Below are 26,753 nucleotides of genomic sequence, written 5' to 3'. Positions count from 1 at the left end.
GTAGCTCAGGAGAGTTCGAAACCCTCCGCGCCCACCAGGTCCAAGGTCTGCTCGCGCAGCGGGGCGAGCGCGCGATCGAGGTATCAACGGGAGACCCTGATGCGGTGGAAAAAGAGCGTCGCCAGGCGACGCGGCCGTCACGCGACGACATCGGGCGGATGTCCGCCAGATTCGTTGCCGCACATGGCGACTTGCCCCAGAAGGCCGGACGACGAAACTGGGTCCTTGGCGCGGCCGGTCGGCTAGTTTTGTGTACCGATGCCCCCGGGCAACCCCGATCGAGGAGCGCCCATGGCAACACAGCACTTCATCTCAGGCCTGCCTCGTTCGGGTTCGACGCTGTTGGCGGCCCTGCTGCGGCAGAACCCACGGTTCGAGGCCGGGATGTCGGGTCCGCTGGCCGGCCTGTTTGGCGCTCTTCTCGGCCAGATGAGCGCGGGTCACGAATACTCGGTGTTCATCGACGACGCCAAGCGCGAGCGAATACTCCGGGGGCTGTTCGACAGTTTCTACGCCGAGACGGACGCCGAGGTCCGCTTCGACACCAATCGCGGGTGGTGTGCGTGGATGCCTGCGATCGCGCACTTGTTCCCCGACGCCAAGGTCATCGCCTGTGTGCGCGATCTGCCGTGGGTGATCGACAGCATCGAACGACTGATCCAACGCAACGTCTTCAGCCCGTCCTCGATCTTCAACTACAGCGCCGGCGGTACCGTCTACACGCGCGCGAATGTCGTTGCGGGACAAGACGGCATGGTCGGTGGACCGTATGACGCTCTCAAGCAGGCCTGCTACGGCGCGCAGCGAGACCGGCTGCTACTCGTCCAATACGAAACCCTGACCACCGACCCGGCCGCGACGATGCGTGCGATCTACGACTTCGTCGGCGAGGCGCCGTTCGAGCACGACTTCGACCACGTGGAGTACGACGTCACGGATTTCGACAGGCGCGCCGGCACGCCGGGACTGCACACGGTCGCTGAGCGCGTCACGCCGTCCTCGCGAGCGACCTTGCTGCCGCCGGACCTGTTCGAGCGCTTCGCGAATGACGCCTTCTGGCGCGATTGGGCCAGGATGCCCGAGGGTCTCCGGATCGTGTAGACCTACCCGACCGGTAGCCGTGCCGCCACCGATGTGATCGATGGCGGCACGGCTCGGAAACGCTAGGGGCCGTTGGATCCCGCCACGCCGTTGGTGCCGGTATCACCGGGAGGCGTGCCGGCGCCACCGGACCGGCCGAAGCCCGCTCCACCGACGGCGCCCACGGTGCCCGCCGCGCCCGCCGGTCCGTCGATACCTTCCTCGCCCAGGAAGTCGTTGCCGTAGCCACCGGGCCCGCCGGCACCGAGGGCGCCGCCCTTTGCGCCGTTGCCGCCGTTGCCGCCGTCACCGCCGGGGCCGGCGCCGGAGTTGCCGCCGTACCCACCGAACCCACCGGAGCCGCCGGTTCCGCCGGTACCTCCGATACCTCCTGCTCCGCCGTTGCCCTTCGACGTTCCGAAGAGACCGCCGAATCCACCGGTGCCACCGTTACCGCCCGCGCCCGCCGCGCCGCCAACGTTGGCGTTCCCGCCGTTGCCGCCCGCGCCGGCCGGTCCGGACGCGGAGTTGCCGCCCGTGCCACCGAACCCGCCGCTGCCCCCGCGGCCACCGGCGCCGCCGTCTCCGCCGCCACCGGCTCTTAGGGGTCCGGAGTCCTTGAGCTGGCCGCCGAACCCGCCGCCGCCTCCAGCGCCACCGATACCGCCGACGCCACCGGCACCGCCGGCGCCGCCGCTACCGGATCCCGACGCAGCGCCACCGGCACCGCCGTTGCCGCCGCCCGAGGCGTATCCACCGTCTCCACCGTCGTTGCCGAAGCCGGCGAACTCGGTGCTGGTGCCGCCGCTACCGCCGAACCCGCCGGCACCGCCGTTGGCTCCGGCTGCGCCGACGCCGCCGGCGCCGCCGTTGCCAGCACCCAGAGCGGCGCCGCCCGCGCCGCCGGTACCGGCGAGGCCGGCGCTGCCGCCGCGGCCAGCTGCGCCTCCCGAGCCGGCGGAAGTGGCGTAGACACCCGAGTCGCTACCGCCGAGTTCGCCGTTGCCGCCCCGCCCACCGACGCCGGCCGCCCCGGCGTTCCCGCCGACGCCGCCGTTGCCGTTGCCGAGGGCCGCGCCGCCGAGCCCGCCGTTCCCGCCGAATCCTCCGCCACCGCCGTACCCACCGGCGCCGCCGCCGCCGGCACGGTTGTCGCCGGTGGGATTGCCGTCGACGAAGGGCTGACTGCCGTTCTGGCCGCCGAAGCCGCCGTTCCCGCCGTTCCCGCCGACACCACCGAACCCGCCGACGCCACCGGCGCCGCCGTTGCCCGAGCCCAGGGCCACGCCGCCTGCGCCGCCGACGCCGCCGTCACCTGCGAAGCCGCCCTCGCCGCCCCTGCCGCCGCGCTCGCCGGACTCGAGGAACCCGCCCGACTCGCCGTTGCCGCCACCGCCACCGTTGCCTCCGTTGGCCCCGTTGCCGCCTGCGCCACCGCTGCCGCCGTTGCCCGACGTGGATCCGCCGGACCCGCCGGCCCCACCGTCGCCGCCGTCCGTACCAAACGTGCCGAAACCGCCTGCGCCGCCGGGGCCCTCGGCATCGGTGCCACGAGCACCCCCGGCGCCCACGATCCCGTTGCCGCCCGCCCCGCCGTCGCCGCCGTTGCCGACCGACCCGCCGTTGCCACCTGCCGCGCCGTCGCTGCCGTCGTCGCCTGGCACGATTGCGAAACTTCCGTCGCCGCCGTCGCCGCCGTTGCCGCCGCTGGTGACTGCGGCACCGTCGGCGCCTGCGCTGCCGATTGCGCCGGTGCCGAGAAGACCGCCAACACCGGCCGCCCCGCCACTGCCGCCCGCGCCTACCGCGCCGGGATTACCGCCGTTGCCACCTGCACCGGCTGCGATGTTGTAGAAGCCGTTCACGCCGTTACCGCCGTCGCCCGGCGCGCCGGCGTTGCCGCCGCCGCCGCCTTGACCGCCGCCGCCGTTGGCACCTGCGTTACCCGACCCGCCCGCCGTGAGGCCGCCGGCACCGCCGACACCGCCCGTGCCGCCGGCACCGCCGTCGCCACCGTCGGAGCCGGCCACGCCGTTGCGGTCGACCGCAACCGCGCTGAACACGCCGTTGCCGCCATCGATGCCGCGACCGGCGTTGCCGCCTCGACCACCCTGCCCGCCAACGCCGCCGTCGCCGCCGTCGCCGGAGATGGATCCGCCGAGGCCGCCGGCACCGCCGGTGCCACCCACTCCACCAGCGATGCCGTCGCCGCCGGGGAGGGTCGCGGACGTGCTGTTGTCGCCGTTGGATCCTGTGAGCCCGGTACCGCCGGCGCCGCCGTCTCCACCGTTGCCCCTGTTGCCGCCGTTGCCGCCGCGGCCCCCGTTGCCGACGACGACCGCAGGCGTGATCGGGCTATAACCGGTGCCGCCGTTCCCTCCGTTGCCCCCGCCGGTGACTTGCGTTCCCGCCGCTCCGGCGTTGCCCGCCAGAGCGACCGCACCGCGTCCGCCGCCTGCTCCACCCGCCGCGCCGACACCCGCGGTACCCGTGTTGCCGCCGTTGCCGCCCGCTCCGCCGTCCGGTGCGGTGGAGTCACCCGCCGCCCCGGCGCCGCCGGAACCGGCGGATCCCGCATTGCCGCCGATGCCTGCGTTGCCGCCGCGTCCGTCGATGCCGGTCACCCCGAGCTGCGCCCAACCGCCTGCGCCGCCGGCCCCGCCCTGACCTGCGGCCCCGCCGTCACCGCCATTGCCGCCGTCCTGCCCGGCACCACCGGGGATGGTCGCTGCCGAACCGTCGACACCGTTGCCGCCCTGCCCGCCGGCGGCGCCTGCACCGCCGGCGCCTCCGGCACCGGCAAAACCGATCAGCAGGCCGCCGTTGCCGCCTGCACCACCGGCCCCGCCCCTGCCGCCGGCAGTACCGCTCGTGCCCGATGCACCGGGGGCGACGCCGTCGGTGCCCCCGATGCTCGGGGTTCCCGCCGCGCCGGCGCCGCCGGCCCCGCCGGTACCCAGAACCAGTCCGCCGTTGCCGCCGCGTCCGCCCGCACCCGCGTTGATGCCAGCGACCCCGGCGCCACCGGCGCCGCCGTTGCCGACGACCAAGACGGAGCCGCCATTGCCACCTTGGAAGCCACTACCGCCGACGCCGAGGAGCAGACCGCCGTTGCCGCCTGCGCATGCCGCGCCGCTCGAGCAGGTGGCGCCGGTGTAGCTGAAGCCGGTGCCGAGCAGCAGTCCCGCGTTTGGGTGAGCCGCCGTGCCGTTGCTGATGAACACCGCGAAGACGCTGCCGAGCAGTGCCCCCAGATCGGGAAGGGCTGCTGGTGCCCTTGGTACGACGGCCAACGCGGCGATCGTGGTCGGTGCAGCGGCCGTGCGCGCCAACGGCTGTGGGCTGGACGTCAGGCCGTTTGCAGTCGTGAGTCCGCTCGTCGAGGGCTGGGGATCAGGTGACGGCGTAGACCGTGTGGCGCTCGACGGTGCCGGGTCGGACGATTCCTGGTTCGCCGAGCTGACGGCGCGGTCAGCCTGCCGGCTACTCGGTCCGACCGAGGTGCGAGAACTGCGGCTCGTCTCTCCGGCCGAATGACTCGAGCTGGAGCGCTTTCCGGGAGAGCGGGTGGTTGACGTGCCAGCATTCGACGCACCCGATGGCGTGGAGGGAGCGTCACTTCGGTCGCCGTCGGTGTCGCCCGGAGCCTTTGTCCCTGAGGTCGCCGTGGCGCCATCACCGTTGGGTGAACTCGCTTCCGAACTGTCGGACGTGCCGGCATTACCGGAGGTCGTATTCGACGCCGACGATGCCCCGCCATCGGAGCCGGTCGTGTCGGCTTGCGCCAGCCCTGCGCTGGCGATCAGGGCTGCACCCAATCCCAGGGTTACCGCTCCAGCGCTCAACCAGTTCGACACGGGCAGGACCTGGTGTCCACCAGTGCCGTGCAGGTGCTTCGTAGGTTTGCGGTTGCGATGCTTCCCAGCCATGTGGGGATCCCCCTCGGATCGAGTTTGCTTGCACCGAGGCGGGACAGGGCCGACGCATCAGGACGTCGTCTCTTTTTGCTGAGAGGACGCCGTCCGCGTGAATGTAGCGGACTTCTTACCGATGACGTCAGTTTCTCGTTCAGACGGGCAAATGACGTCAGATTTGCAGTAGTTGCACACTCGGTTCACGTCAGAATGCAGTAGTAGGTCGGCTACGAATGCAGTAGTACCTCCGAGAGGCGCCCAGCTTGCTTCAGCTACGCAGGCACTCCTTCTCGCCCTCCCCCGAGATGCTCGGTCGAGCCGAGTGCCCAGGACGATTGCCGCGCCCACCAGGCACGTGAATCTGCCAATCGCATCTGTTGGTCGTGTATCGGTGCGACTGTGGGGTCGTGGCCAAGCTCGAAGCGGATGGCTCGTCGCCGTCCAGGGTCGTCGGATCGCTGACGACTCCGCGCGCGGCAGCGCTCGCGGGCGTCCTCTTCGCCGTGCTCTTCATCACCGTGGTTCTCCTGGTCCGTGCCGCGATGCCGGAGACCGTCGACGGTTCGATCGAGTGGGTGGAGAGCCGACGCGGTGGTATCCGCATCGCGGCGACGCTGATGCCCTTCGCCGGTATCGCCTTCCTGTGGTTCATCGCCGTGGTCCGCGACGGACTCGGCATCTTCGAGGACCGCTTCTTCGCTTCCGTCTTCCTGGGCAGCGGTCTGCTGTTCCTCGCCACGATCTTCTTCGCCACCAGTGTGGCCGCCGGTCTGGCCGCCACCGGGACCGATACCGATGACGAGACGATGGTCTTCGCGATGACCGTCGTCATGGCCACCTGCAAGACCTTCGCCACCCGGATGGCTGCGGTGTTCATGATCTCGCTCGCGACCATTTGGTGGAAGACGGGGCTGATGCCTCGGTGGTTGGTCGTGCTGACCTACCTGACCGCGGCAGCCCAGCTCATTGCCGGCGAACTCAGCATGTGGGTGACGGTGGCCTTCCCGGTCTGGGTGATCGTGGTCAGTGGACTGCTGTTGGCGCGCGCTGGGCTTCTCGATCGGGAGGTGTGAGCGGTGGCCGGGACGAATTTCTTGGGACTGTGGACCTTCCTGCTGGCAGTCATCGCGTTGTCGGTCGCGGTCGCAGTCGCCGCAGTCTGGTTGTCGAACCGTCTCTTCGGTCGAGAGGATGGCGAGTTCACCGCTTCGCTGTCGCCCTTCCTCACGACGGTCGCCTTGGTCTACGGCGCGCTTCTCGGTTTCACGGTCGTCGTTGCGTGGGAACAGTTTTCCTCTGCCGAGGCAACGGTCAGTCTTGAGGCGTCCACGTTGACGACGATGTATCGACAGACCGTGGGAATGCCCCAGCCCGAGCAGCGCTTGTTGCGAGAGGCAGTCCGCAACTACACCGTGTCGGTTTCCGAGGAATGGGACAGCCAGTATGAGGGCGACGCAAACGATTCGGCACGTTCTGCCATTACGGACATGTACCGGATACTGGGTCACCAGGGAGCCGTGAAGGCCACCAGCCCACTCGACGCCGAATTCCTCAAGCAGTTATCGGAGTTGGCCGCCGATCGGAACGCACGCTTCCTCGATGCGAAGCCGCGGATTCCTGGTCTGCTTTGGGGAGGACTCCTGTTCGGCGGTCTGCTACTGATCTCGATGTTGGCGATGTCGCGTCCCGTCGACCGACGAGTGCACGTCGTGCTGACCAGTTCCGTGGGGGTACTTCTTGGGCTGTTGTTGTTCATCGTCTTCTGGCTGGACCGTCCGTTCGGACGCGACCTGGGCGTCACACCGGCACCGTTCAGCGACGCGCAATTGACCTTCGACGCCATCGACGAGGGAACCTGACGTCTCAGTTCGGCGGGTGCTCTGCGGCTCGGGCGTCCGCTAAGTCACGCGTCCGCCCCTGCATCGCCGGCGTCCTCGTCGTCGTCTCGGCCACCCTGTTCGGCTTTAGACGCCTCGGGCTCGTCGACCTGCGGCTTCTCCGACTCGGGGTCCTCGGCGCTCGGGACTTCATGCTCCACGGGGTCGGCTTCGACCCGTGGCTCCGCAGGCTCCTCAGATCTCGGCTCGATGGTGTCGAGGTCTGCCGACTTCGGGTGGTTGGCCCCGGTGGTGCCCGATGACGGCTCCCGGTCGGACGGTGTCACGCCGGAGTTGGTTGCGTCCAAAGTCGCTGCGGGAGAGAGATATTCAGGCGTTTGGGGTTCGTCCGCCACGGGCGACGTCGACGCTTCGTCGGCTGTGCGAAGCTCCCGCAACTGCGTGTCGGTCGGCGTCGCTGCCTCCTCGACGACGGTGGGCGCGGATGGCACCGTTGCGTTGAAGGGCAGCGGCGGAAGCGGTGGCAGCGGTGGGAGCCAAAAGTTCCACTGATCGATACCGAGTTGCACGAAGGAGTTGAACGTGTCGATGACGACGTTGATCAATCCCTGCGAGAAGCTCACCCGTCCGTCGATCCAGTCGGCGATGTTGTAGGTGACACTGCGGGCGATCCGCTCGCCGAAGTGGTAGAAGATCGGGATTTGGGGCGCCAACCATCCGACGTACGGCACCCATCCGACCGCGTACGCGGCGAGATCGAAGCCGTACTGCACCCATGGCTCGACCGAGTCGTAGACGTTCTTGATGCTGCTTCCGATCGAAGTCGGTGCGACGACCGGAGGGAACTGAGGGCTCGGCAAGGCGGCGCCGAAGCTGGGGGGCACGACGATGCGTTGGACCCACTGAACCAGGAGTCGGGGTGCGTCGCCTGGAGTCGGTAGCGCAGTCGAGGCTGCGGACAGCGAGACCGCGACGCTGCTCCTCGGCTTCTCGACCGCTGCGGCGACCGCGGGTGGTGGAGCGATGGTCGTGGCTACCGTCAGCGCCGTCGCTGCGACGACCGCTTTTCCACTGCGCAGCAGGTGCAGGCAAGTTGGGTTCATCTCGGTCTCCGATCGTCGCGGGCTGCAATCGGCGCTACGTTGCCGGCGATCTTCCGTCTGGCTTGGCCGTCCCTGTCCCGGTTGTCCTAGTCGGCAAACTTACTCCGCTGCAGTTGGCATTGGAGCAATTCCCAGCCGAACCGCCCTGCGCGTAATTCGGAAGGGGAGGATGAATGGAATGATTTCAATCGGACCCGAAATGAACCTGACTAATTGGCCTTAGGTCGCTTGAACTGCTGTTATGTGTAGTACAACGAACTATGTTGCTGCTTTTTCAAAGACTGTCAGAGCAGTTGTCGTTCCATGATCAAACAAATCGATGTATTCACTGAATTCAGGCATGGAGTCGTTGAACGGATCTATGCTTCGAGAATAGTTGCGAATGGATCTAGCAAATCGCATAGAGAGGGGCAGTCATGTCTCCAACGAGTCGGTACCTGGTCCTGGTAATGGCGGCCGCGGCCATCGTGCCCCTTGCTTCAATCGGTACGGCACCGCCGGCACAGGCAGATTGCACCAATTCGGGTTATTCCACGGTGTGCGCGCAAGGCGACGTTCGAGGCGCCGACGGCGTGCCACGAGCCGCAACCCCCGTGGTTCCGTACCCGTGTGACAACGACTGGTATTGCGGCACCGACTGGGACCTCGACGTGGGTTGGGACCCCGGCCCGGGATGGGACCCGGGTCGCCCAGGTCGGCCGGGCGGTGGGGGAGGCATTGGACCACGACGCTGACACACGACACCGAGACACAGCAATCACACGATGAAGGAGTAGACATGTTGCCCTCAGTAAAGCCGCTGCGCGGCACGGTGTTCAGCGTGATGGGAGCCGGAGCGATCGCCGGCGCAGTCATCTTCGGTGCCGCCGGCACTGCAGCCGCTGAGCCGCCGCTGCCGCCACTCATCCCGCCTGCATGCACGGCAGCCGAACTCGCGCGTGTCATGTCCGGCGTGACGTTCGATACCTCCAACTACCTCACCGCGAACCCCGCGGTGAACGACTTCTTCACGAGCCTGAAGGGCCAGCCGAAGGACCAAATCGGCGACCAGGTGCGCGTGTACCTGGACGCCAACCCAGCGGTGCGGGACGAACTTCAGCGAATCCGGCAACCATCGGTTGAGTTCCGGAATCGCTGTGGCGCTCCGCCCACCCCCTGACACCCGGACTCGTCGTCGTCGGGGGGCTCGTCCACGCCGCCAGTAAGCTCACGGGGTGACCGGCGAGCCCCGCCCCGAGCTGCAGCGCGATGCCGAGCGCACCCGCGCCGATCTGCTCGCCGTCGCCACCGAGGTCTTCGCGGAATCGGGTTTCTCGGGTGCCCGGGTTGACGAGATCGCGGAACGCACCCGCACGACCAAGCGGATGATCTACTACTACTTCGGCGGCAAAGAGGGTCTGTACATGGCCGTTCTCGAGCACGCCTACCGCGGCATCCGCGAGGCCGAGCGGCGGCTGCAGGTCGACCACGTCGATCCGGTGGTCGCGATGCGCAAGCTGGCCGAGCTGACCTTCGACCACCATTTGGACCATCAGGCCTTCATCCGCCTGGTGGCCATCGAGAACATCCACCGCGGCGAGTACATCGGGCGCATCGACTCCCTGCGTAGCCTCGGTCAGCCGGCTACCTCGCTACTGGACGAGATCCTTGCGCGCGGCCACGCGCAGGGCGTGTTCCGCGCCGACGTCGATGCGCTCGACGTCCACCTGCTGATCAGCTCCTACTGCGTGTTCCAGGTCGCGAACCGCTACACGTTCGGCTTCCTGTTCGACGTCGACTTCACCGATCCCAGACGACGGGCTCACCTGCGCCAGATGATCGGCGACGTCGTCGTCGGCTGGCTCACCTCCTGACGGGCGATCCGACTCACACCGAATGCTTGACGAGACCCACGCCACAGTGCTGTACTCGCTTACTAACGAACTAGTTAGTACATTGAGAGGCGGTGCCGCGTGGCTCCCAGCCCGTACCTGGTCGGTCTCGTCGGACAAGGCGTCGGTCCGTCCCTGACTCCGGCGCTGCACATGGCCGAAGGCCGAGCCAACGGGCTCGACTACGTCTACCGCACGATCGACCTCAACGCCGTCGGCCTCGCGCCCGAGCGAATCGGGGACATCCTGACGTGGGCGCGCACGCTCGGATTCGACGCACTCAACGTCACGCACCCGTGCAAGCAGGCCGTGATCCCGCACCTCGACGCGCTCGACGACGAGGCTGCCGCGCTAGGGGCGGTCAACACGGTGGTGTTTCGGGGGCGGCGGGCAGGAGCGCAGCGACCCGGGGACGGGGAAGGTGGCGCCGTCGGCTACAACACCGACGCACCGGGTTTCCGCACGGGATTCGCCGAAGGCCTGCCCGGCGCGACCACCGGCAGCGTGGTGCTGCTCGGAGCCGGGGGAGCGGGCGCTGCCGTCGGACATGCCGTCCTCGACCTGGGCGCCGAACACCTCACCATCGTCGACCTCGACGTCGACCGTGCCGCGGCACTGGCCGGCGATCTCGCGGCCCGGCATCGCGAGGCCCGCGTCGACGCGTCGGCCTTCGACAAGCTGTCGGTCCTGGTGCCGCACGCCGACGGTGTCGTGCACTGCACGCCCACGGGCATGGCGGATCACCCGGGCATGCCGTTCGACGCCGCGCTTCTGCGGTCCGACCTCTGGGTAGCCGACATCGTCTATCGGCCGCTCAACACTGCGCTGCTCACCGCGGCCCGCGCTGCGGGTTGTCGCACACTCGACGGCGGCCACATGGCCGTGCACCAGGCGAGCATCGCCTTCGAGTTGATCACCGGGATTACCCCGGACGCCGACCGCATGTCACGCCACTTCCGAACGCTTGCAACGTAACTCGCAGAACCCATTCAACGAAGAATGTAGGAGGAACCCATGAGCATCATCGACAGCACTCCACCCGGCAACGTCCCACCAGGCAGCGGCCCAGCCGCCGTACCCGAGCGGACGCCGAAGAAGGCCGCGCTGGCCAGCTTCATGGGCAGCGCCGTCGAGTACTACGACTTCTTCGTTTTCGGCTTCGTTGCGGCGCTGGTCTTCCCGAAGGTCTTCTTTCCCGAGGGCAACGAAACCGTGGCGCTCGCACAGTCCTTCGCGACGCTCGGTGTCGCCTACCTCGCGCGGCCGATCGGTGCGTTCGTGATCGGCCACTTCGGTGACCGCATCGGGCGCCGGAACGTCCTGATGTTCACGCTCATCCTCATGGGCGCATCGACGTTCGCCATCGGCTGCCTCCCGACATACGAGACAGTCGGGGTGCTCGCGCCCATCCTGCTGGTGACCTGCCGTCTGCTGCAGGGCTTCTCGGCCGCGGGCGAACAGGCCGGCGCCAGCTCGCTGACCCTCGAGCACTCGCCCGACGATCAGCGCTCGTTCTTCACATCGTGGACGCTGACAGGGACGCAGGGCGGTCTGATCCTCGCCTCACTCGTGGTGATCCCGGTCGTCGCCCTCCCCGACGAGGACCTGTACTCCTGGGGCTGGCGAGTTCCGTTCTGGCTGAGCGCCTTCGTCGTCGTGGTCGCGTACTTCATTCGCCGCCGGCTGCACGAGACGCCCGAGTTCGAGGACGCCAAGGCCACAGGCACCATCGCCAAGATGCCGCTGGCGCCGCTGATGCGCAATCACTGGCGTGACGTTCTCCGCGTCATCTTCTGCGCGATGATCGCCGCGGTGTCCACGGTGTTCGCCAACCTCGCCATCGCCTACGGCAAGAAGATGGGCCTCAACGCCGACGAGACACTGTGGCTGGTGGTGGTCGCCAACATCGTCGCCCTCGGCACGCAACCGATGTTCGGCAAGCTCGCCGACCGGATCGGCCGCAAGCCGGTGTTCATCTACGGCGCACTGTCCTCGGCTGCGCTGATGCCGTTCTACCTACTGTCGATGAGTGGCGGGAACGACGTGCTGATGTTCGCACTCGCCATCGCCACGTTCTCGTTCGGCTACGCAGCCGCCAACGCCGTATGGCCGTCGTTCTACGGCGAGATGTTCGCCACCCGAGTTCGGTTCTCCGGCTTGGCCATCGGTACCCAACTCGGCTTCCTGGTCGCCGGTTTCGCCCCCGCCATCGTCACGGCACTCGGTGGCGTGGAGGAAGGCGGCTGGGTGGTCATCAGCATCTTCACCGCCGTCGTCTGCCTCATCGCCACGGCCGCCGCGCTCACGGCCAAGGAGACCAAGGACGTGCCGACCGCGGAACTGGGTGACAAGCCCACCACCGCGCGCAACCTCGTCGACCACTGAGCCCCGCTCACCAAGCCCGATGGGAGTAACCGTGCAGACCGACTCCGACAGCGCAATCGCCAGCCAGCAGGCCATCAGCGCGGAGATGGCGGCAATCGTGGCCGACTACGAGCGCGCGGGCGTCGAGGAGACGCAACCCCGCCTCGACTACAAGCCGTACCGGAGCAGCCTGCTGCGGCACCCGACCAAGGACCTGCACCACGCCGACCCAGAGGGCGTGGAGTCGTGGACGCCGTGCTTCTCCGAGCGCGACGTCAACCCGCTCGAGGCCGACCTCACCATCCAGCACGGCGGCGAGCCGATCGGCGAGCGGATCGTGGTGACCGGGCGGGTGGTCGACGGCGACGGCAGGCCCGTGCGGCGCCAGCTCGTCGAGATCTGGCAGGCGAATGCGGGCGGTCGCTACATCCACAAGCGGGACCAACATCCCGCGGCGATCGACCCCAACTTCACCGGCGTCGGCCGTTGCCTGACCGACGACGACGGCACCTACCGGTTCACCACCATCAAGCCGGGGCCGTATCCGTGGAAGAACCACCGCAACGCCTGGCGACCCGCGCACATCCACTTCTCGCTGTTCGGAACGGAATTCACGCAGCGGATGATCACCCAGATGTACTTCCCTAACGATCCGCTGTTCACGCTCGACCCGATCTACCAGTCCATCACCGACCGAAAGGCACGCGACCGATTGGTCGCCGCCTACGACCATGACGTCACCACCCACGAGTGGGCGACCGGATACCGCTGGGACATCGTGCTCACCGGCTCGACACCCACCCCGACCGAGAACGCCAACGATGGAGGCGAGGACCGATGAGCACGCTGCTGACCGCCACGCCGGGACAAACCGTCGGCCCCTTCTTCGGCTACGCCCTGCCGTTCGACAGATGCCACGAACTGGTGCCGCCCGGTTCGCCGAACGCCGTGCAGCTGTGGGGGATCGTCACCGATGGAGACGGCCGCCCCGTCCCCGACGCGCTGCTGGAGATCTGGCAGGCCGACATCGACGGCACGGTGCCCCGGTCCGCCGGGTCGCTGCACCGGGACGGCTTCACCTTCACCGGATGGGGGCGGGCCAGTACAGCTGACGATGGCCGGTACTCGTTCTCCACCGTGATCCCCGGCCCCACCCAGCCGGGAACCGCGTCCTTCATCCTGGTCACCGTGTTCGCCCGTGGACTGCTCAACCGGCTGTTCACCCGCGCGTACGTGCCCGGCGATCACCTGGGCCAGGATCCGCTGCTCGCCTCCCTGCCACCCGAACGCCGGGAGACCCTGATCGCCACCCACGACGCGGGCGGACTGCGCTTCGACGTCTCCCTGCAGGGTCCCCGCGAGACCGTCTTCCTGCGCTACCCCGGGCAGCAACGGTGACCGACCTCTTCTGGCCGGGAGACCATCTCGCCGGCGACCTGATGAGCGACGAGGCGTTCCTCGCCGCGATGGTTGCCGTGGAGCGGGCGTGGCTCGGCTGCCTCGTCGACGCAGGCATCGCCCCCGCGGACGCCCGCGCGGACCTGTCCGTCGCCGACGGCGACGCCGAGGAGATCGCGCGTCGCGCCGACGTCGACGGCAATCCCGTCAGTGCCCTCGTCGCGATCCTGCGGGACCGCTCCGACCCGACGACAGCGCGGTCGCTGCACCGCGGGTTGACGAGCCAGGACGTGCTCGACACCGCACTGATCATCTGCGTGCGCGACGTGCTCATCAGGGTCGGCGTCGAGTGCGCTGCGCAGATCCGCGCGCTGGCCGACCTCGCCGAACGGTACCGCGGTACACCGGCACTCGCGCGCACGCTCACCCAGGCGGCACTGCCCACCACGATGGGCGCCAAGATCGCGCGCTGGCTCGACGGCGTGCTCGACGCCGCGGAGCCGCTGGCCGACCTGCGGACGTCGTTGCCCGTCCAGGTCGGGGGCGCGGTGGGCACGCTCGCGGCCACGACCGAACTGGCCGGGTCGGTCGACGGAGCGCTCGCCCTCAGCGACGCGCTCGCCGACGAACTGATCCTGGCGCCCGCAGCGCCGTGGCACACCACTCGCTCGCCGGTCACCCGGATCGGGGATGCGCTGGTGACGTGCTGCGACGCCTGGGGACACGTCGCCGCCGACGTGGCAACGGGCAGTCGCCCCGAACTCGGCGAATTGGCGGAGGGGAGTGGCGGCGGGTCGTCGACCATGCCGCACAAGAACAATCCGGTGCGCTCGGTGCTGATCCGCCGCGCTGCACTCACCGCAGGCCCGCTCGGCGCCACGCTGCACACCGCGTCGGCCTCTAGCGTCGACGAACGCTCCGACGGCGCATGGCACGCGGAGTGGGCCACGCTGCGGACGCTGGCGCGGCGCACCGTCGTCGCCGCCGCCCACACGACCGACCTGGTCTCCGGGCTCCGGATCGACGAAGCCCGCGCCGCTGCCAATCTCGCCGCCGCCGACGGCCTCCTCGCCGAACAGCGAACGATGAGCGAATTGACCGGCAGACCGCCACTTTCCGACTACACGGGTGCGGCGGACCGACTCGTCGAGGCGACGCTGAGCCGGGCCCGCCGCTTCCTCGAGGAGTCCTCGTGACCGTTCCCGAACTCGCCGTCGTCGACTTCGGCGGACCGGCCGACGGCCCCCTGATCCTGCTGGGCCCCTCGCTGGGCACCTCGGCCGCCACCCTGTGGGGCGGCGTCGCCGACCGGCTCGTCCCGCACGCCCGGCTCGTCGCCTGGGATCTCCCCGGCCACGGCCGCAGCGCACCCGGCGATCCGTTCGGCATCGCGGATCTCGCCGCCGCCGTGCTCGCACTCGCGGACCGGCTCGGAGCCGAGACCTTCCACTACGCAGGCGATTCGGTGGGCGGTGCCGTCGGCCTCCAGATGATTCTCGACGCGCCGAGCCGGGTCAGCTCGGCCACACTGATGTGCACCGGCGCGGTGATCGGCACACCGGACGGCTGGCACCAGCGCGCGGCCACCGTGCGCGCCATGGGCATCTCGCCGATGGTGGACATCGCACCCGGGCGCTGGTTCGCACCCGGCTTCGTCGAGCGGCACCCCGGCGCTGCGGCGACCCTCCTCGACGGGCTGAGCCACACCGATCCGGAGTCCTACGCGAGGACGTGCGAGGCGCTGGCCGACTTCGACGTCGTGCGGCGATTGCCCGAGATCACCATCCCCATCCTCGCGATCGCTGGCCGCGACGACGTACCCACGCCACCGGAGTCGTTGCAGCGCATCGCCTCCGGAGTATCGGACGGCGAACTCGTCGTGCTCGACGGCGTCGGTCACCTCGCACCCGCGGAGGCGCCGGACCGGGTCGCGGCACTGATCGGCGAAAACGTCGGGCTGCCGGCGTCTCCCGTCCCCAACACCGTCGACGACGTCTACCGGGCCGGGATGGCCGTTCGCCGCGAGGTGCTCGGCGACGCCCATGTCGACCGGGCCGTGGCGGCGACCACCGACCTGACCGCGGACTTCCAGCGCATGATCACCGAATACGCCTGGGGTGGCATATGGACGAGACCCGGATTGGACCGCCGCAGCCGCTCGATGATCACGCTGACGGCGCTCATCGCTCGCGGCCACCACGAGGAATTCGCCATGCACCTGCGTGCCGCACGCCGCAACGGCCTGACCAACGACGAGATCAAGGAGCTGATCATGCAAACCGCGATCTACTGCGGCGTCCCGGACGCCAACTCCGCGTTCCGCATCGCCGCCGACGTACTGTCCGACTACGACGCCCAGGGCGGTGCCCGATGACGTCGATCACCGGGGATCCCGCGGCGGCGGTGGCCGGCATCGCCGACGGGTCCACAGTCCTGGTCGGCGGATTCGGCATGGCCGGCATGCCCACGACGCTGATCGAGGCGGTCATCGACAACGGCGCCACCGACCTGACGATCGTCAGCAACAACGCGGGCAACGGTGACACGGGTCTGGCCGCGCTGCTGGCCGCCGGGCGGGTGCGCCGAGTCATCTGTTCGTTTCCGCGGCAGGCGGATTCGTACGTCTTCGACGAGCTGTACCGCTCGGGCAGGATCGACCTGGAGGTGGTGCCGCAGGGCAACCTCGCCGAACGGATGCGGGCCGCGGGCGCCGGGATCGGTGCGTTCTTCTGCCCGACCGGTTACGGCACCGAACTCGCCGAGGGCAGGGAGACGCGCACCATCGACGGACGCGACTACGTCCTGGAGTATCCGATTCGCGGGGACGTGGCCCTGATCGGCGCCCATCGCAGTGACCGGATGGGCAACCTCGTCTACCGCAAGACCGCACGAAACTTCGGACCCGTGATGGCGACGGCGGCCGACCTCACCATCGTCGAGGTGTCCGCCGTCGTCGAGACGGGCAGCATCGACCCGGAAGTCGTCGTCACGCCGTCCATCTACGTCGACAGGGTCCTGGACCTCAGCGCAGCGACCAGCCTGGTATCGGAGGCCTCGTGACCATCGCCCTCAGCGTGTCGAAGACCGTCGAGAACCTCGACCGTGGACCACTCGGCCGTGACGAGATGGCCCGGGCCGTCGCCGCCGACATCCCGCCCGCATCGTTCGTCAACCTGGGAATCGGGCAACCCACGAAGGTGTCCGACTACCTCGCCCCCGACAGCGGGATCGTGCTGCACACCGAGAACGGCATGCTGGGCATGGGTCCCGAGGCCGTCGGCGACGAGATCGACCCCGATCTGATCAACGCAGGCAAGATCCCGGTCACCGAACTGCCCGGCGCGGCCTACTTCCACCACGCCGACTCGTTCGCGATGATGCGCGGCGGACACCTCGACGTCTGCGTCCTCGGCGCCTTCCAGGTGTCCGAGCACGGCGATCTCGCCAACTGGCACACCGGGGCACCTGGGGCGATCCCCGCCGTAGGCGGCGCCATGGATCTGGCGATCGGGGCGAAGGACGTCTTCGTGATGATGACGCTGTTCACCAAGGACGGCACACCGAAGCTGGTCTCGCAGTGCACGTATCCGCTGACGGGCCTGGCGTGCGTCAGCAGGGTGTACACCGAACTCGGGACCTTCGCCGTCGGCGCCGACGGCATCCGGGTCATCGCGACCTACGGAGTCTCCGTCGACGAACTCCGGGAACGTCTGGATCCGACGCTCCGACGCGTGGAGGACCAATGACTCTCACGACGCATCGCCACGTCAAGACCATCGCGACGGTCTGCCTGTCCGGAACGCTCGACGACAAGCTGGTCGCCGCCGCCCACGCCGGGTTCGATGGCATCGAGCTGTTCGAGCCCGATCTCGTCGCGTCGACGTCTAGTCCGAAGCAGATCCGCGAGCGATGCGAAGAACTCGGATTGCAGATCGTGCTGTACCAACCGTTCCGGGATCTCGACAGCACCGACCCCGAGCAATTCGAGCGGAACCTCAACCGGCTCGACCGCAAGTTCGACGTCATGACCGACCTCGGCGTCGACCTGATCCTGGTCTGCTCGAACGCATCGGCCGACGCGGTCGCCGACATGGACCAGCTGGCAACGCAATTGCGCGCGGCAGGGGAACTCGCCGAGCGCCGTGGGATGCGAATCGCCTACGAGGCCCTGGCGTGGGGTCGCACCGTCGATCTCTGGCAGCAGTCCTGGGACGCGGTCCGGCGAGCCGACCATCCCGCGGTCGGGTTGTGCCTGGACAGCTTTCACATCCTGTCGCGCTCGTCGACGATCGACGAACTGGGCGAGGTGCCCGGCGACAAGATCTTCTTCCTCCAACTTGCCGACGCACCGCACAAGGACATGGACGTGCTGCAGTGGAGCAGGCACTACCGACTGTTCCCGGGTGAGGGCGCATTCGATCTCGTCGACTTCACCTCGGCGGTACTGGGTGCCGGGTACCGGGGCCCGCTATCGCTCGAGGTGTTCAACGATGTCTTCCGACAGTCCTCGCCGGTTCGCACCGCCATCGACGCGGTCCGTTCGCTCGGCGCGCTCGAAGCCGGCCTCGACGACGCGCTGCCGCGACAGCGGTTCGACGCAGCGTTCGTCGAACTGAGCGTCACCCCCACCAACCTCGCCACCGCGGAACATGCACTGTCGGCGTTGGGATTCACGCCGTCGGCGACGCACCGGTCGAAGCGCGTGACGGCGTGGACTCAGTCAGATGCGACCATCCTGCTGACCGTCACGACCGATGCTGCCGAGGACGACTCCTCGGCACTGGCCGCGATCGCGTTCGACGCGGAGGACCCAACGGGTTTCGCGGCGTCGGCCGAGGGGTTGAACGTCGCCGCCCTGCCGCGCGTGGTGCGGCCGGGAGAGGCCGACCTGCCTGCCGTCGCGGCGCCCGACGGCGTGTCGGTCTTCTTCGTCTCGACCGAGGAGGGCCCCCTCGACTGGCGCCGCGACTTCGAGCCCGTGCCGCCGACCGACGCCGCCCCCGGTGCGGGCATCACCGCGATCGACCACGTCTCGGTCACCGCGCCGTTCGACCGGTACGACGAGAGCGTCCTGTTCTACCGCTCGGTGCTGGGGATGCGCACCGAGGAGGTGGCCGAGTACCCCGGGCCGTATGGGCTGGTGCGCAGCCATCTGCTCCGAGCGCCGGATCCGTCGGGATTCGGTGTGGCGCTCGACGGTCCGCTGCTGCGGCGGGGAAAGTGGACCCCGGGCGTGCAGACCCCGCAGCACATCGCGTTGCTCACCGACGACGTCCTCGCCACCCTGGACGCGCTGCCCGGGGACGCCCCGATTCTGCGCATTCCCGAGAACTACTACGTCGACCTTCGGGCTCGTCTGGATCTCGACGACGAGTTCGTGGAGCGGCTGCGCCGGTCGAACGTGCTGTACGACAGAAGCGCCGACGGGGAGTACCTGCACGCCTACACCACGGTGATCGGCTCGCAGGTGTACTTCGAGATCATCGAGCGGCGAGGCAACTACCGGGGGCGTCCCCTCGCGGACGCCCCGATCCGCATGGCCGCTCACGTCGCCGCGCGACGAGGCAGGACCGAGAAGTAGGCGGCGCGGGCATAAACGCCTAAAAAGACAGACTGAAAGCCGCAGCCTCTGTGGTCTGTCGAAGAAACCGCCTCGCAACGGGATCCGCGCCTGCGCCGACAGTAGTCGGGTGGGCGGGCCCACGGCAAGGCTCAGTGAGCGTTGCGCACACCCACCAGCGACACCAACCCCATGTCGCGGTACAGCGCCGCGGGCGGCACCTCGCGGAATCCCCGGACCCCTGCCCGTCCGGTCGCCGCCTGCGCGATCTTGCGGGCGATGCGGTAGTCGAGGTCCTTTAGAATGCCCCGGTCGGTCGTCGCGTCGAGCAGCGCGGGCAGACCGGCAACCGAGAACGGGCTGGCCGGGTCGAGCATGACGTTGGTGGCCTCGACGAGGTGGCGGGCACGCACGTCGACGGGCAGCGACGCCAGGGCGGGCGCTGCGCCATCGATGCGGGTGACGATGCGTCTGATGAAGCGGCGCAACCGATGCGGTCCGAGTGCCACGGTGCCTGCATGCGTGACCGACAGGCCGAGACAGTCGATGCGACCGCCCCCGAGATAGGCCGGGTCGATCGTGCAGGGCCTGCCGTGGCCGCTCAGCGCAGTCCGCAACTCCTTGGACAGCTTGCGACGCACGCCCAGCCCGTCGGTGAGCCCGTCGATCCTGCGATCGGCCTCGTGGAGTGCGTCCAGGTCCGAGTGCGCCAGGATGAAGTCGTCGTTGTAGCGGACGTAGAACATGCCGTCGATGTCCGAGATGGCCCTGTCCATGGGGACCACTGCGAGATTGCCCAACAGTGGCACCAGCGGCGTTCCCATCGCGATGCCGTTCACCCGGGTGAACTCGGCGCCGTCGGAGTCCCGGACCACGGGGCGGATCAGCGTGGTGATGAGATCCCAACTGCGAGAATCGATCTCACCGTCGACGCTGCCCATCGAGGCGACCTCGCGCACGGTGTGCCATAGCGCCGCGCCGGGACCGACGGGGAGGTTGTCGCCGTACTTCTCGAAGTCCGACTGCAGCACGTAGAGCGGCCCCGATGCCTGCCCGTCCCGTTCTCGATGCGCCCGGACGAACCGGGCGAACGCGCGCATGGCGCCGAGATTGGTCAGGCCCGGGAGGTAGGAGTACACGCCCGGCAGGCCGTAACAGCGGGCGTTGTGGGTGAGGATCTTGAACAGTGACGAGCCGACGACGTGGTCGACGAACGCGGGCTGGTGGGCAGCGCGTCGCTTGCCGTTGGTCTCCAGGAACCAGAGGTCCACGGGCTGTGGCTGATAGCTGCCATCTGCAATGCTGCGCGCAATCGCGCGCGACAGCGCCCGCCGGTCCGCCGCCGCGTCCAGATAGGTGACGCCGTCGGAGACCTCGTTGAACCCCATGCCGCGCTCGCTGCGCTTGGAGTAGATCCGCAGGATCGTGTCCTCGAAGGTCCTCGGGTCGACCAGTCGTCGTCCGATGTCGATCGGTTCACTGGGCATGGACGGCGCCCTCGCCGGTTCGTCGACCCAGCCGCCAGGTCTTCAAGGTCCGCAGCCACAGCTGGAAGTGCTCGGGGGAGGGATCCGGCGGCAGCACGAACACCATTCGCACCTTGTTGCGGTCGAAGATGGGCGACAGCCATCGTCCGGCCACCGTGATCACCAGGGCGTCGTCGTCGAGGCTTCGTACCGCCTTCGGCAGCAGTGCCACGAGCAGGTCCGGATCCAGGCCACGCATGGCGCGCGCCCCCGCACGGGTGTCGAGATCGGCCACGAATCCGTCCGGGAAGATGGCGAGGAACTCCGGTTGCAGCAGAGCCGGATTCACCGGCGGGGCGGGCACGGTGTCGACGGGTCTGAGCCACTTCGAGTCGAGGATGCGGTCCAGTGCGGCCGGACCGTCAGCGGCCGGGTCGGACCAGTGGCGTCCGCGATTCACGGCTCCGCCGGTCGCGGCCTGCATGGCCAGGTGCAGTTGGCCCGACTGTTTACCGTCGGAAGCCCGTTCGTAGAAGACCAGGGACGTTGGCGAGTGAAAGGCCATGCACCCCTTGTCACGCAACTCCTCCCGCACGAGCCGCACGGCTGCCGACCGCTGTCGCGCGGGGATCCACTCGGGCACGTTGACCGTTCCGGCGCGTACGGGACCGGGTTCCGCGGCCAAGGCCCGAATCCAGTCGCCCAACGGCAACTGCGTCGGACGTGACGGCACCCGGTCGTGGAAGTGCTGCAGGTTCATGTGCACGATGAGCAGGACGATCATCGCCGCGGTCAACTCCAACAGATCCGAGGCGGGGTTGGCGTCCATCCACACCAGCCCGAACAGGAGTGCGGTGAGGACGGTGGTGGCGGTGAGGCTGTTGAACCGGCCCTCGGCGAACAGACGGATCTGGTAGGTGCCGATGAAGCTGCGCACGACGAACAGGGGGAGCAGCGCGAGCAAGAACGAGAACGGGATGCCGGGCAGGACCCACGTTCCCAGGGCGGCTGCCAGACCCCAGAAGTAAAGAGTGACAACCGGTGTAACCCACAGCAACTGGTGGAAGAACCAGACGCGGTACTCGCGCAGCGCGGGCAGGCGCCGCAGCCGCACGAAGTCGAAGTAGAAGACGCTCGTCGCCTCGTAGGCCCCGCGGAACAGCGGCAGCGCGAGGTAGAAGAACTGGAAGGCATCGATCTCCCGCCAGGTCTGCAGGCCTGCGGTGAGGTCGAACGCCCGGGTGGTCGTGCCGTAGATCCCGGCGATGGCGAGGACGACGACCGCGTCGAGTCGCAGCCCGATCCCCGCCACCGTCGTCTCCACACCCAGCCGGACCGGGATGGACGGCAGCCGGAGCCGGCGACGCCCGGGCTCGCGGACGTTCGGCCACAGGCCTGCGAGGCGGTAGAGGCGGACCGCGAAGGTGACGGTGATCCAGATGGACAGCGCGTTCGAGACGATGATGGCGACGACGACCGCAGCCGTCGGGTAGAACATGACACCCGCGCCGATGACCAGCAGTTGAACCACGGTCGGGGCGAACAGCGTCCACAGCGGACGATAGACGCGCCGGGTGGCGAACATGCCCGAATGCAGCACGCGCACGGGCATTCTGAAGGCCAGCTCGACGACGATCAGGAGCGCATACACGTGGCCGATCGCGTCGCCGTCCTGCGGCAGCAGAGCGGTCAGCGTCCCCGCGCCTGCCACCGTCACGGCCGCCGCGACGAATACCGACAGGACCAGCCATGCGCCGATCTCGCGTTCGATCCCGTCCCGGTCACCGGATTCCGACAGTCCGCGCACGCGCTCGCGCATGATCTCCAGCAGGCCCCACCAGGCCCCGCTGACGAGCAGGCTGCCGACCCGCAGAATCATGACGGTGTACGCGGCCAGGCCGCCGAGTGTGGTGAGGATGACCAGGAATTCGGCCACGTGGACGGCGAAGTTCGTCCCGTCGACCACGAGCAGGTAGCGCAGGCGGTAGCGGAAGTACGCGAACATCCGCCCCGTCAGCAGGCACGCGTAGAGCGAGACGGTTCGGTTCTCGCGGCGCCGGGTCCGGTCGAACCACTGATCGATGTCGTTCACCAACATCCTCTCCAGCGTTGACCGCTGAGCCTTCTGCCGGTGATCTCTCAACCGCGCCGCGACGCTGTGGGAGGCTGCGTTGGGAAGGCGTCGGCGACGCTCGTCCCACTCCGTTCAGAAGGGTGCCGCATGCAGCGAGGCGACGTTACCGTATTTTCCATATCCGCGGTCCTGACCGCAGTGGTGGCGGCTGCCGTTGCATGCAGTTTGCTGATGTTCGACGGAAACCGGTCGACGCTCGTCTCCGACAGCAGCTCCGACTCGAGTCGGCTCGTGCTGACCTGGAGTCCCAGCTTCTGCAAGACGCAGCCCGCGAACCCGGAGTGCCAGTCGGGCGAACTCACCGGCATGGAGCGGACTTTGATCCTCCACGGGTTGTGGCCCCAGCCGCGGGACAACCAGTACTGCGGCGTATCGCAACGGCTCAAGGAGGTCGCGTCCAGGGGACGCGGCGACCTGCCGCCGATCGAGTTGTCCGACGGCGTGCGTGCTGGTTTGCAGTCGACGATGGCCAACTCGTCTCGCCTGTCGCTGCACGAGTGGTACGCGCACGGCACCTGCTCGGGCGTGACACCCGACGCCTTCTTCGGTGATGCGGTCGCGCTGACCGCCCAGGTTCGGGAGACGTTGGACCCGATGTTCCGGGACGTCGACGGCGGACAACTCACGGTGAGCGCGGTCCGCGCCCGCATGGACGAGCGGTTCGGCCCGGGGGCGGGGGAGCGCGTCGGGCTCAGTTGCCTCAACGCGAAGGGGGAGGGCGCCTACGTCGTCGACGTGCGCCTGTCGCTGCCGTCGGTCGCGGCGCTCCGCACCATGGACGAGTCACTGGACCTCGGCACGCTGCTGAACGAGGCTCCACCCATCGAGTCGGAGTGTGCCCACGGGCTCGTTCCCTGAGCTTCGTGTCCGCCGAAGAGCTGATCGACCGGGTACGGCGCGAACTGGCCGCAGCCGGCGACGCCGACCGCGCACCCGCGATGCAGGCGTACATGAAGTCCGACATGTCGTTTCGCGGCGTTCGCATGCCCGATCTCCGTCGCATCTGTGCACCCATCTTCGCGGCGCATCCGATCGAGTCGGTCGACGCGTTCGACGACACCGTCGAGCGCATGTTCGTCGAGGCGACGCACCGGGAGGAGCGCTATGCCGCCATCCAACTGGCGAGGCACCGGCTCTACCGCGCGCATCAGACGCCGGACAGGATTCCGCTGTATCGCCGGCTGATCGTCGCCGGGGCGTGGTGGGACACAGTGGACGAGATCGCAGGCAACCTGATCGGACCGATCTTGGCCGGGCATCAGGTGGAGGTGCGGCCGATCGTCCTCGGCTGGGCCACCGACTCCGATGCCTGGCTGCGGCGAACGGCGATCATCTCGCAGTTGGGCCTCAAGCACGAGACGGATTTGGCGCTGCTCACGGCAACCATCGACTCGAACGCCGACGACACCGACTTCTTCATCCGCAAGGCCATCGGCTGGGCGCTGCGGCAGTACGCGCGCACCGACCCAGGGTGGGTACGGGCATTCGTCGAGGCGCGGGAGGACCGGCTCAGCGGGCTGTCCAAACGCGAGGCGCTCAAGCGCCTCTGAGGCGGCGGCGTGCCATGAACATCTTGTTTGGACTGTGCTCAGCGGGATACGTGTGCTGGCCATGGAACCAGGCGTCTCCCAGCTTTCCGCCGACGTGATCGTCGCGCTCCTTTGGGCCGACATCGTGTGTCGAGACGTCGAGTCCGCATGCGCTCGAGCCGAACGCATCCGTCACGAGAGTGAACGGATCTTGAGGTCGCTGGAGAGTCGCGCAGCCATCCGTTGACTCTCGTGGAAGTGATCTTCGATGGCGAGCGGGTGCGCGCCGCACGGCCGAGCGGCTCGTGATCGGTTTGCGCGGCGACGCCAATTCGATTGCATTTTCAACCTTCGTCTCAGTCCATCTAGCGCAATAGACGATCTAGTTAACGAACGAAGCGCTTTTTTGCCTGGGTCGTCAAATTCGTTCAAATAGTGAATGGGGCAAACCAAAAACCCCCCTCAGCTAACGTCGATAGATCGGCGAACCATCCGATCATGACTTTGCTGAAGTTGCCCATCCATGTCAGAAACTGGTCATGAAATCCGATCCATTCAACCCATATCCGCAGTTCAAGGGCATGCCATGAGCCGTTGAAGTGATTAGGGCCACGCGTGACTGGGAACCTCAATCTGCGTGAAAGGGCAACGTTCGGGGGCGGGGCCAATGGGGATCGTGCATTGAGGAGCAAGTCATGTTGCAAAGCAAGTGGGAGCAGAGCAGGCCTGGGTTCAAGCGCTATTTCGTGATCGGCGCCGCGGCCGTCGCGGTCTCCGCATTCGGTGCGACCGCGATGTCGCCGAATTTGCGGCAGGTATCGCTGGACGTTGCCGAGGTGGCCGCCATCGACGAGTCGAACACGACCATCGGCATTGCGGATTCCGACCTGTACTTCGAGTCGTACGACCAGATCGACGCCGCGCTCGACGAGATGCAGGCGATGGGCGTCAACACCGTCCGGATCGGCATTCCGTGGGCGGGCATCAACCCGGTCGAGGGCTACTACGACTGGTCACAGTCCGACTATCTGATCAACGCGGCCGACGAGCGGGGGATGGGCATCCTGGCGGTCATCACCACGACGCCGACCTACCAGCAGAACGGCTCGGGCATCTACAGCGAGCCGATCGACCCGGCAGCGTACGGCGAGTTCGCGGGACTCGCCGCCGAGCGCTATGCCGGCCAGGTCGGCGCCTACGAGATCTGGAACGAGCCGAACGCGGCGCCGTTCTACGGTCCGGCACCCGACCCGGCCGGCTACACCGAGCTGCTCAAGGCGGCTTACACCTCCATCAAGGCAGCGGACCCCGACGCGACCGTCGTCGGTGGCGTGGTCGGTTCGACCATCACCTACGGCAACTTCACGTTGAATCCCGTCGACTTCGTCGACCAGATGTACGACGCAGGCGCCCAGGGGTACTTCGACGCCCTGTCGTTCCACCCGTACCAGTACACGATGCCGTTCTCGACCGGCGGCTACCACCCGGACTCGCCGCTGAATCAGCTCGACGACATCCACGACCTCATGGTCACCAACGGTGACGGCGACAAGCTGATCTGGGCCAGTGAGTACGGCCAGCCGACGGCGGTGTCGAGCGAGGCCGAGCAGGCCGCGTATCTCGAGGACATGTTGACCACCTGGCGCGAGATCGGCTACACCGGGCCGGCATTCGTCTACACGCTCGAGGACGACCTGACCGGGAGCACCGATCCGGAGGCCACTTTCGGGCTGATCCGCAGTGACGGCACCTGGAAGCCTGCCGCCTACGTCATCCAGGAACTGGCGCAGTCGCAGGAGACCACCGCCGAGATGGCGCAGATGGCGCTGGCGCTGCCGCAGGCCGAGACCGCCGCACCCGAGGATCTCGCTGCGCTGCAGGAGATCGCGGGCCCGACCGACCCGACGACGGAGACGCAGTTGGCGGCCAGCACCGATCAGCTCGCCGCCACCGCGCCCACCGCGACCGTCACCGACCCGGCGGCACCGGCGGTCGTGGAGCCGACGATCGCCGAGCCCGTGCTCGCGCAGCCGACGATCGCGGAGCCGACGATCAGCGAGCCGACCATCGCGGTGGCTCCGACCGAACCGACGGCGATCCCGACACCGGACCTCGACTCCACCCGGTCGGTCGAGTTGGTCGACACGCCGACCACCGAGCCGACGGTCGAGGCGCCGACTGAGCCGACGCCCACCAGTGTCGTCGACCAGACCCGGTCGACCGACCTGTCCGACGTCCCGACCACGGAGTCGCCCACCGGCACCGCGTCGGAGTCGACGACCGGCACCACGTCCGACACCACGTCGGGGTCGACGTCGGACACCACCTCCGGTTCCACCGAGACGAGTGGTTCGACGTCCAGCGACTCGACCTCGAGCGGTTCGACGTCGAAGTCCGACACGCCGAAGAAGCAGCGCTCCAACCGCTGATCACGGGGGTTGGGGGCAGGCGGGTCTCGACGACCCGCCTGCCTTCGCGTGTGCGGCACCGTGAGAC

Annotated in this window: 22 protein-coding genes; 18 read left to right on the top strand and 4 right to left on the bottom strand. The window is 68.2% G+C overall.

The window, feature by feature from the left end:
• Positions 1-291: 291 nt before the first annotated feature.
• On the top strand, positions 292-1,101 hold the full coding sequence (locus LOK44_RS03635; protein WP_237568681.1) for a sulfotransferase family protein: 810 nt from the start codon (positions 292-294) through the stop codon (positions 1,099-1,101).
• 62 nt (positions 1,102-1,163) lie between these two features.
• Here the strand turns inward: LOK44_RS03635 and LOK44_RS03630 are convergent, their stop codons facing one another.
• Positions 1,164-4,373, bottom strand: a complete 3,210-nt coding sequence (locus tag LOK44_RS03630) for a hypothetical protein (protein WP_283817713.1) — start codon at positions 4,371-4,373, stop codon at positions 1,164-1,166.
• 10 nt (positions 4,374-4,383) lie between these two features.
• On the opposite strand from LOK44_RS03630, the gene LOK44_RS03620 reads away from it, so the two are divergent.
• From LOK44_RS03620 to LOK44_RS03610, 3 genes are all read left to right on the top strand, one after another.
• Entirely contained in the window at positions 4,384-4,617 is a 234-nt protein-coding gene (locus LOK44_RS03620; RefSeq protein WP_283817712.1) for a hypothetical protein, read from the top strand.
• Positions 4,618-5,401: 784 nt separating this feature from the next.
• Entirely contained in the window at positions 5,402-6,067 is a 666-nt protein-coding gene (locus LOK44_RS03615) for a hypothetical protein (RefSeq protein ID WP_237568678.1), read from the top strand.
• Positions 6,068-6,124: 57 nt separating this feature from the next.
• A complete protein-coding gene (locus LOK44_RS03610) occupies positions 6,125-6,853 on the top strand; it encodes a bestrophin-like domain (RefSeq protein ID WP_237568677.1) in 729 nt (242 codons plus the stop codon).
• A 44-nt stretch (positions 6,854-6,897) separates the two neighbouring features.
• Here the strand turns inward: LOK44_RS03610 and LOK44_RS03605 are convergent, their stop codons facing one another.
• Positions 6,898-7,935: a hypothetical protein gene (locus LOK44_RS03605; protein WP_237568676.1), complete on the bottom strand. Its 1,038-nt coding sequence runs from the start codon at positions 7,933-7,935 to the stop codon at positions 6,898-6,900.
• Between the two features lie 778 nt (positions 7,936-8,713).
• Here LOK44_RS03605 and LOK44_RS03595 point away from each other — a divergent pair.
• The 11 genes from LOK44_RS03595 (at position 8,714) to LOK44_RS03545 (ending at position 19,149) form a co-directional block, all read left to right on the top strand.
• A complete protein-coding gene (locus tag LOK44_RS03595; protein ID WP_237568675.1) occupies positions 8,714-9,094 on the top strand; it encodes a heme-binding protein in 381 nt (126 codons plus the stop codon).
• A 55-nt stretch (positions 9,095-9,149) separates the two neighbouring features.
• The gene (locus tag LOK44_RS03590) at positions 9,150-9,788 is read left to right on the top strand and encodes a TetR/AcrR family transcriptional regulator (RefSeq protein WP_237568674.1); all 639 of its coding nucleotides are present in this window, start codon (positions 9,150-9,152) and stop codon (positions 9,786-9,788) included.
• A gap of 99 nt (positions 9,789-9,887) precedes the next feature.
• Positions 9,888-10,781 (top strand): shikimate dehydrogenase, encoded by an 894-nt coding sequence (locus LOK44_RS03585; RefSeq protein ID WP_237568673.1) that lies wholly within the window; start codon positions 9,888-9,890, stop codon positions 10,779-10,781.
• Positions 10,782-10,820: 39 nt separating this feature from the next.
• Positions 10,821-12,191 carry an MFS transporter gene (locus LOK44_RS03580; protein WP_237568672.1) on the top strand — a complete coding sequence of 457 codons (1,371 nt, stop codon included), beginning with the start codon at positions 10,821-10,823 and terminating at the stop codon, positions 12,189-12,191.
• Between the two features lie 85 nt (positions 12,192-12,276).
• Positions 12,277-13,011, top strand: coding sequence for a protocatechuate 3,4-dioxygenase subunit beta (gene pcaH, locus LOK44_RS03575; protein ID WP_372481184.1), 735 nt, complete (start codon positions 12,277-12,279; stop codon positions 13,009-13,011).
• On the top strand, positions 13,008-13,568 hold the full coding sequence (gene pcaG / locus LOK44_RS03570) for a protocatechuate 3,4-dioxygenase subunit alpha (RefSeq protein WP_237568670.1): 561 nt from the start codon (positions 13,008-13,010) through the stop codon (positions 13,566-13,568). The genes pcaH and pcaG overlap by 4 nt, the downstream gene beginning before the upstream one ends.
• The gene (locus LOK44_RS03565) at positions 13,565-14,764 is read left to right on the top strand and encodes a lyase family protein (RefSeq protein WP_237568669.1); all 1,200 of its coding nucleotides are present in this window, start codon (positions 13,565-13,567) and stop codon (positions 14,762-14,764) included. The genes pcaG and LOK44_RS03565 overlap by 4 nt, the downstream gene beginning before the upstream one ends.
• Entirely contained in the window at positions 14,761-15,942 is a 1,182-nt protein-coding gene (gene pcaDC, locus LOK44_RS03560; RefSeq protein WP_237568668.1) for a bifunctional 3-oxoadipate enol-lactonase/4-carboxymuconolactone decarboxylase PcaDC, read from the top strand. Before LOK44_RS03565 ends, pcaDC begins: the two co-directional genes overlap by 4 nt.
• Entirely contained in the window at positions 15,939-16,628 is a 690-nt protein-coding gene (locus LOK44_RS03555) for a 3-oxoacid CoA-transferase subunit A (protein WP_237568667.1), read from the top strand. The genes pcaDC and LOK44_RS03555 overlap by 4 nt, the downstream gene beginning before the upstream one ends.
• Positions 16,625-17,314 (top strand): 3-oxoacid CoA-transferase subunit B, encoded by a 690-nt coding sequence (locus LOK44_RS03550; RefSeq protein WP_372481161.1) that lies wholly within the window; start codon positions 16,625-16,627, stop codon positions 17,312-17,314. The genes LOK44_RS03555 and LOK44_RS03550 overlap by 4 nt, the downstream gene beginning before the upstream one ends.
• The gene (locus LOK44_RS03545; protein WP_237568666.1) at positions 17,311-19,149 is read left to right on the top strand and encodes a bifunctional sugar phosphate isomerase/epimerase/4-hydroxyphenylpyruvate dioxygenase family protein; all 1,839 of its coding nucleotides are present in this window, start codon (positions 17,311-17,313) and stop codon (positions 19,147-19,149) included. Before LOK44_RS03550 ends, LOK44_RS03545 begins: the two co-directional genes overlap by 4 nt.
• Positions 19,150-19,280: 131 nt before the next feature.
• Here LOK44_RS03545 and LOK44_RS03540 read toward each other — a convergent pair whose 3' ends face one another.
• Together LOK44_RS03540 and LOK44_RS03535 are read right to left on the bottom strand one after the other, a co-directional pair.
• A complete protein-coding gene (locus tag LOK44_RS03540; RefSeq protein WP_237568665.1) occupies positions 19,281-20,615 on the bottom strand; it encodes a reverse transcriptase family protein in 1,335 nt (444 codons plus the stop codon).
• Complete coding sequence (locus LOK44_RS03535) at positions 20,605-22,692, bottom strand: hypothetical protein (protein ID WP_372481160.1); 2,088 nt, start codon at positions 22,690-22,692, stop codon at positions 20,605-20,607. The genes LOK44_RS03540 and LOK44_RS03535 overlap by 11 nt, the downstream gene beginning before the upstream one ends.
• Positions 22,693-22,899: 207 nt before the next feature.
• On the opposite strand from LOK44_RS03535, the gene LOK44_RS03530 reads away from it, so the two are divergent.
• The 3 genes from LOK44_RS03530 (at position 22,900) to LOK44_RS03520 (ending at position 26,686) form a co-directional block, all read left to right on the top strand.
• On the top strand, positions 22,900-23,586 hold the full coding sequence (locus LOK44_RS03530; protein WP_237568663.1) for a ribonuclease T2 family protein: 687 nt from the start codon (positions 22,900-22,902) through the stop codon (positions 23,584-23,586).
• A gap of 5 nt (positions 23,587-23,591) precedes the next feature.
• Positions 23,592-24,278, top strand: coding sequence for a DNA alkylation repair protein (locus tag LOK44_RS03525; protein ID WP_237568662.1), 687 nt, complete (start codon positions 23,592-23,594; stop codon positions 24,276-24,278).
• Positions 24,279-24,952: 674 nt separating this feature from the next.
• Positions 24,953-26,686 (top strand): cellulase family glycosylhydrolase, encoded by a 1,734-nt coding sequence (locus tag LOK44_RS03520; RefSeq protein WP_237568661.1) that lies wholly within the window; start codon positions 24,953-24,955, stop codon positions 26,684-26,686.
• Positions 26,687-26,753 lie beyond the last annotated feature (67 nt).

It is taken from the genome of Mycolicibacterium lacusdiani, assembly GCF_021916785.1.
Lineage (GTDB): Bacteria > Actinomycetota > Actinomycetes > Mycobacteriales > Mycobacteriaceae > Mycobacterium > Mycobacterium lacusdiani.
This window is presented reverse-complemented; position numbering and strand designations above follow the sequence as displayed.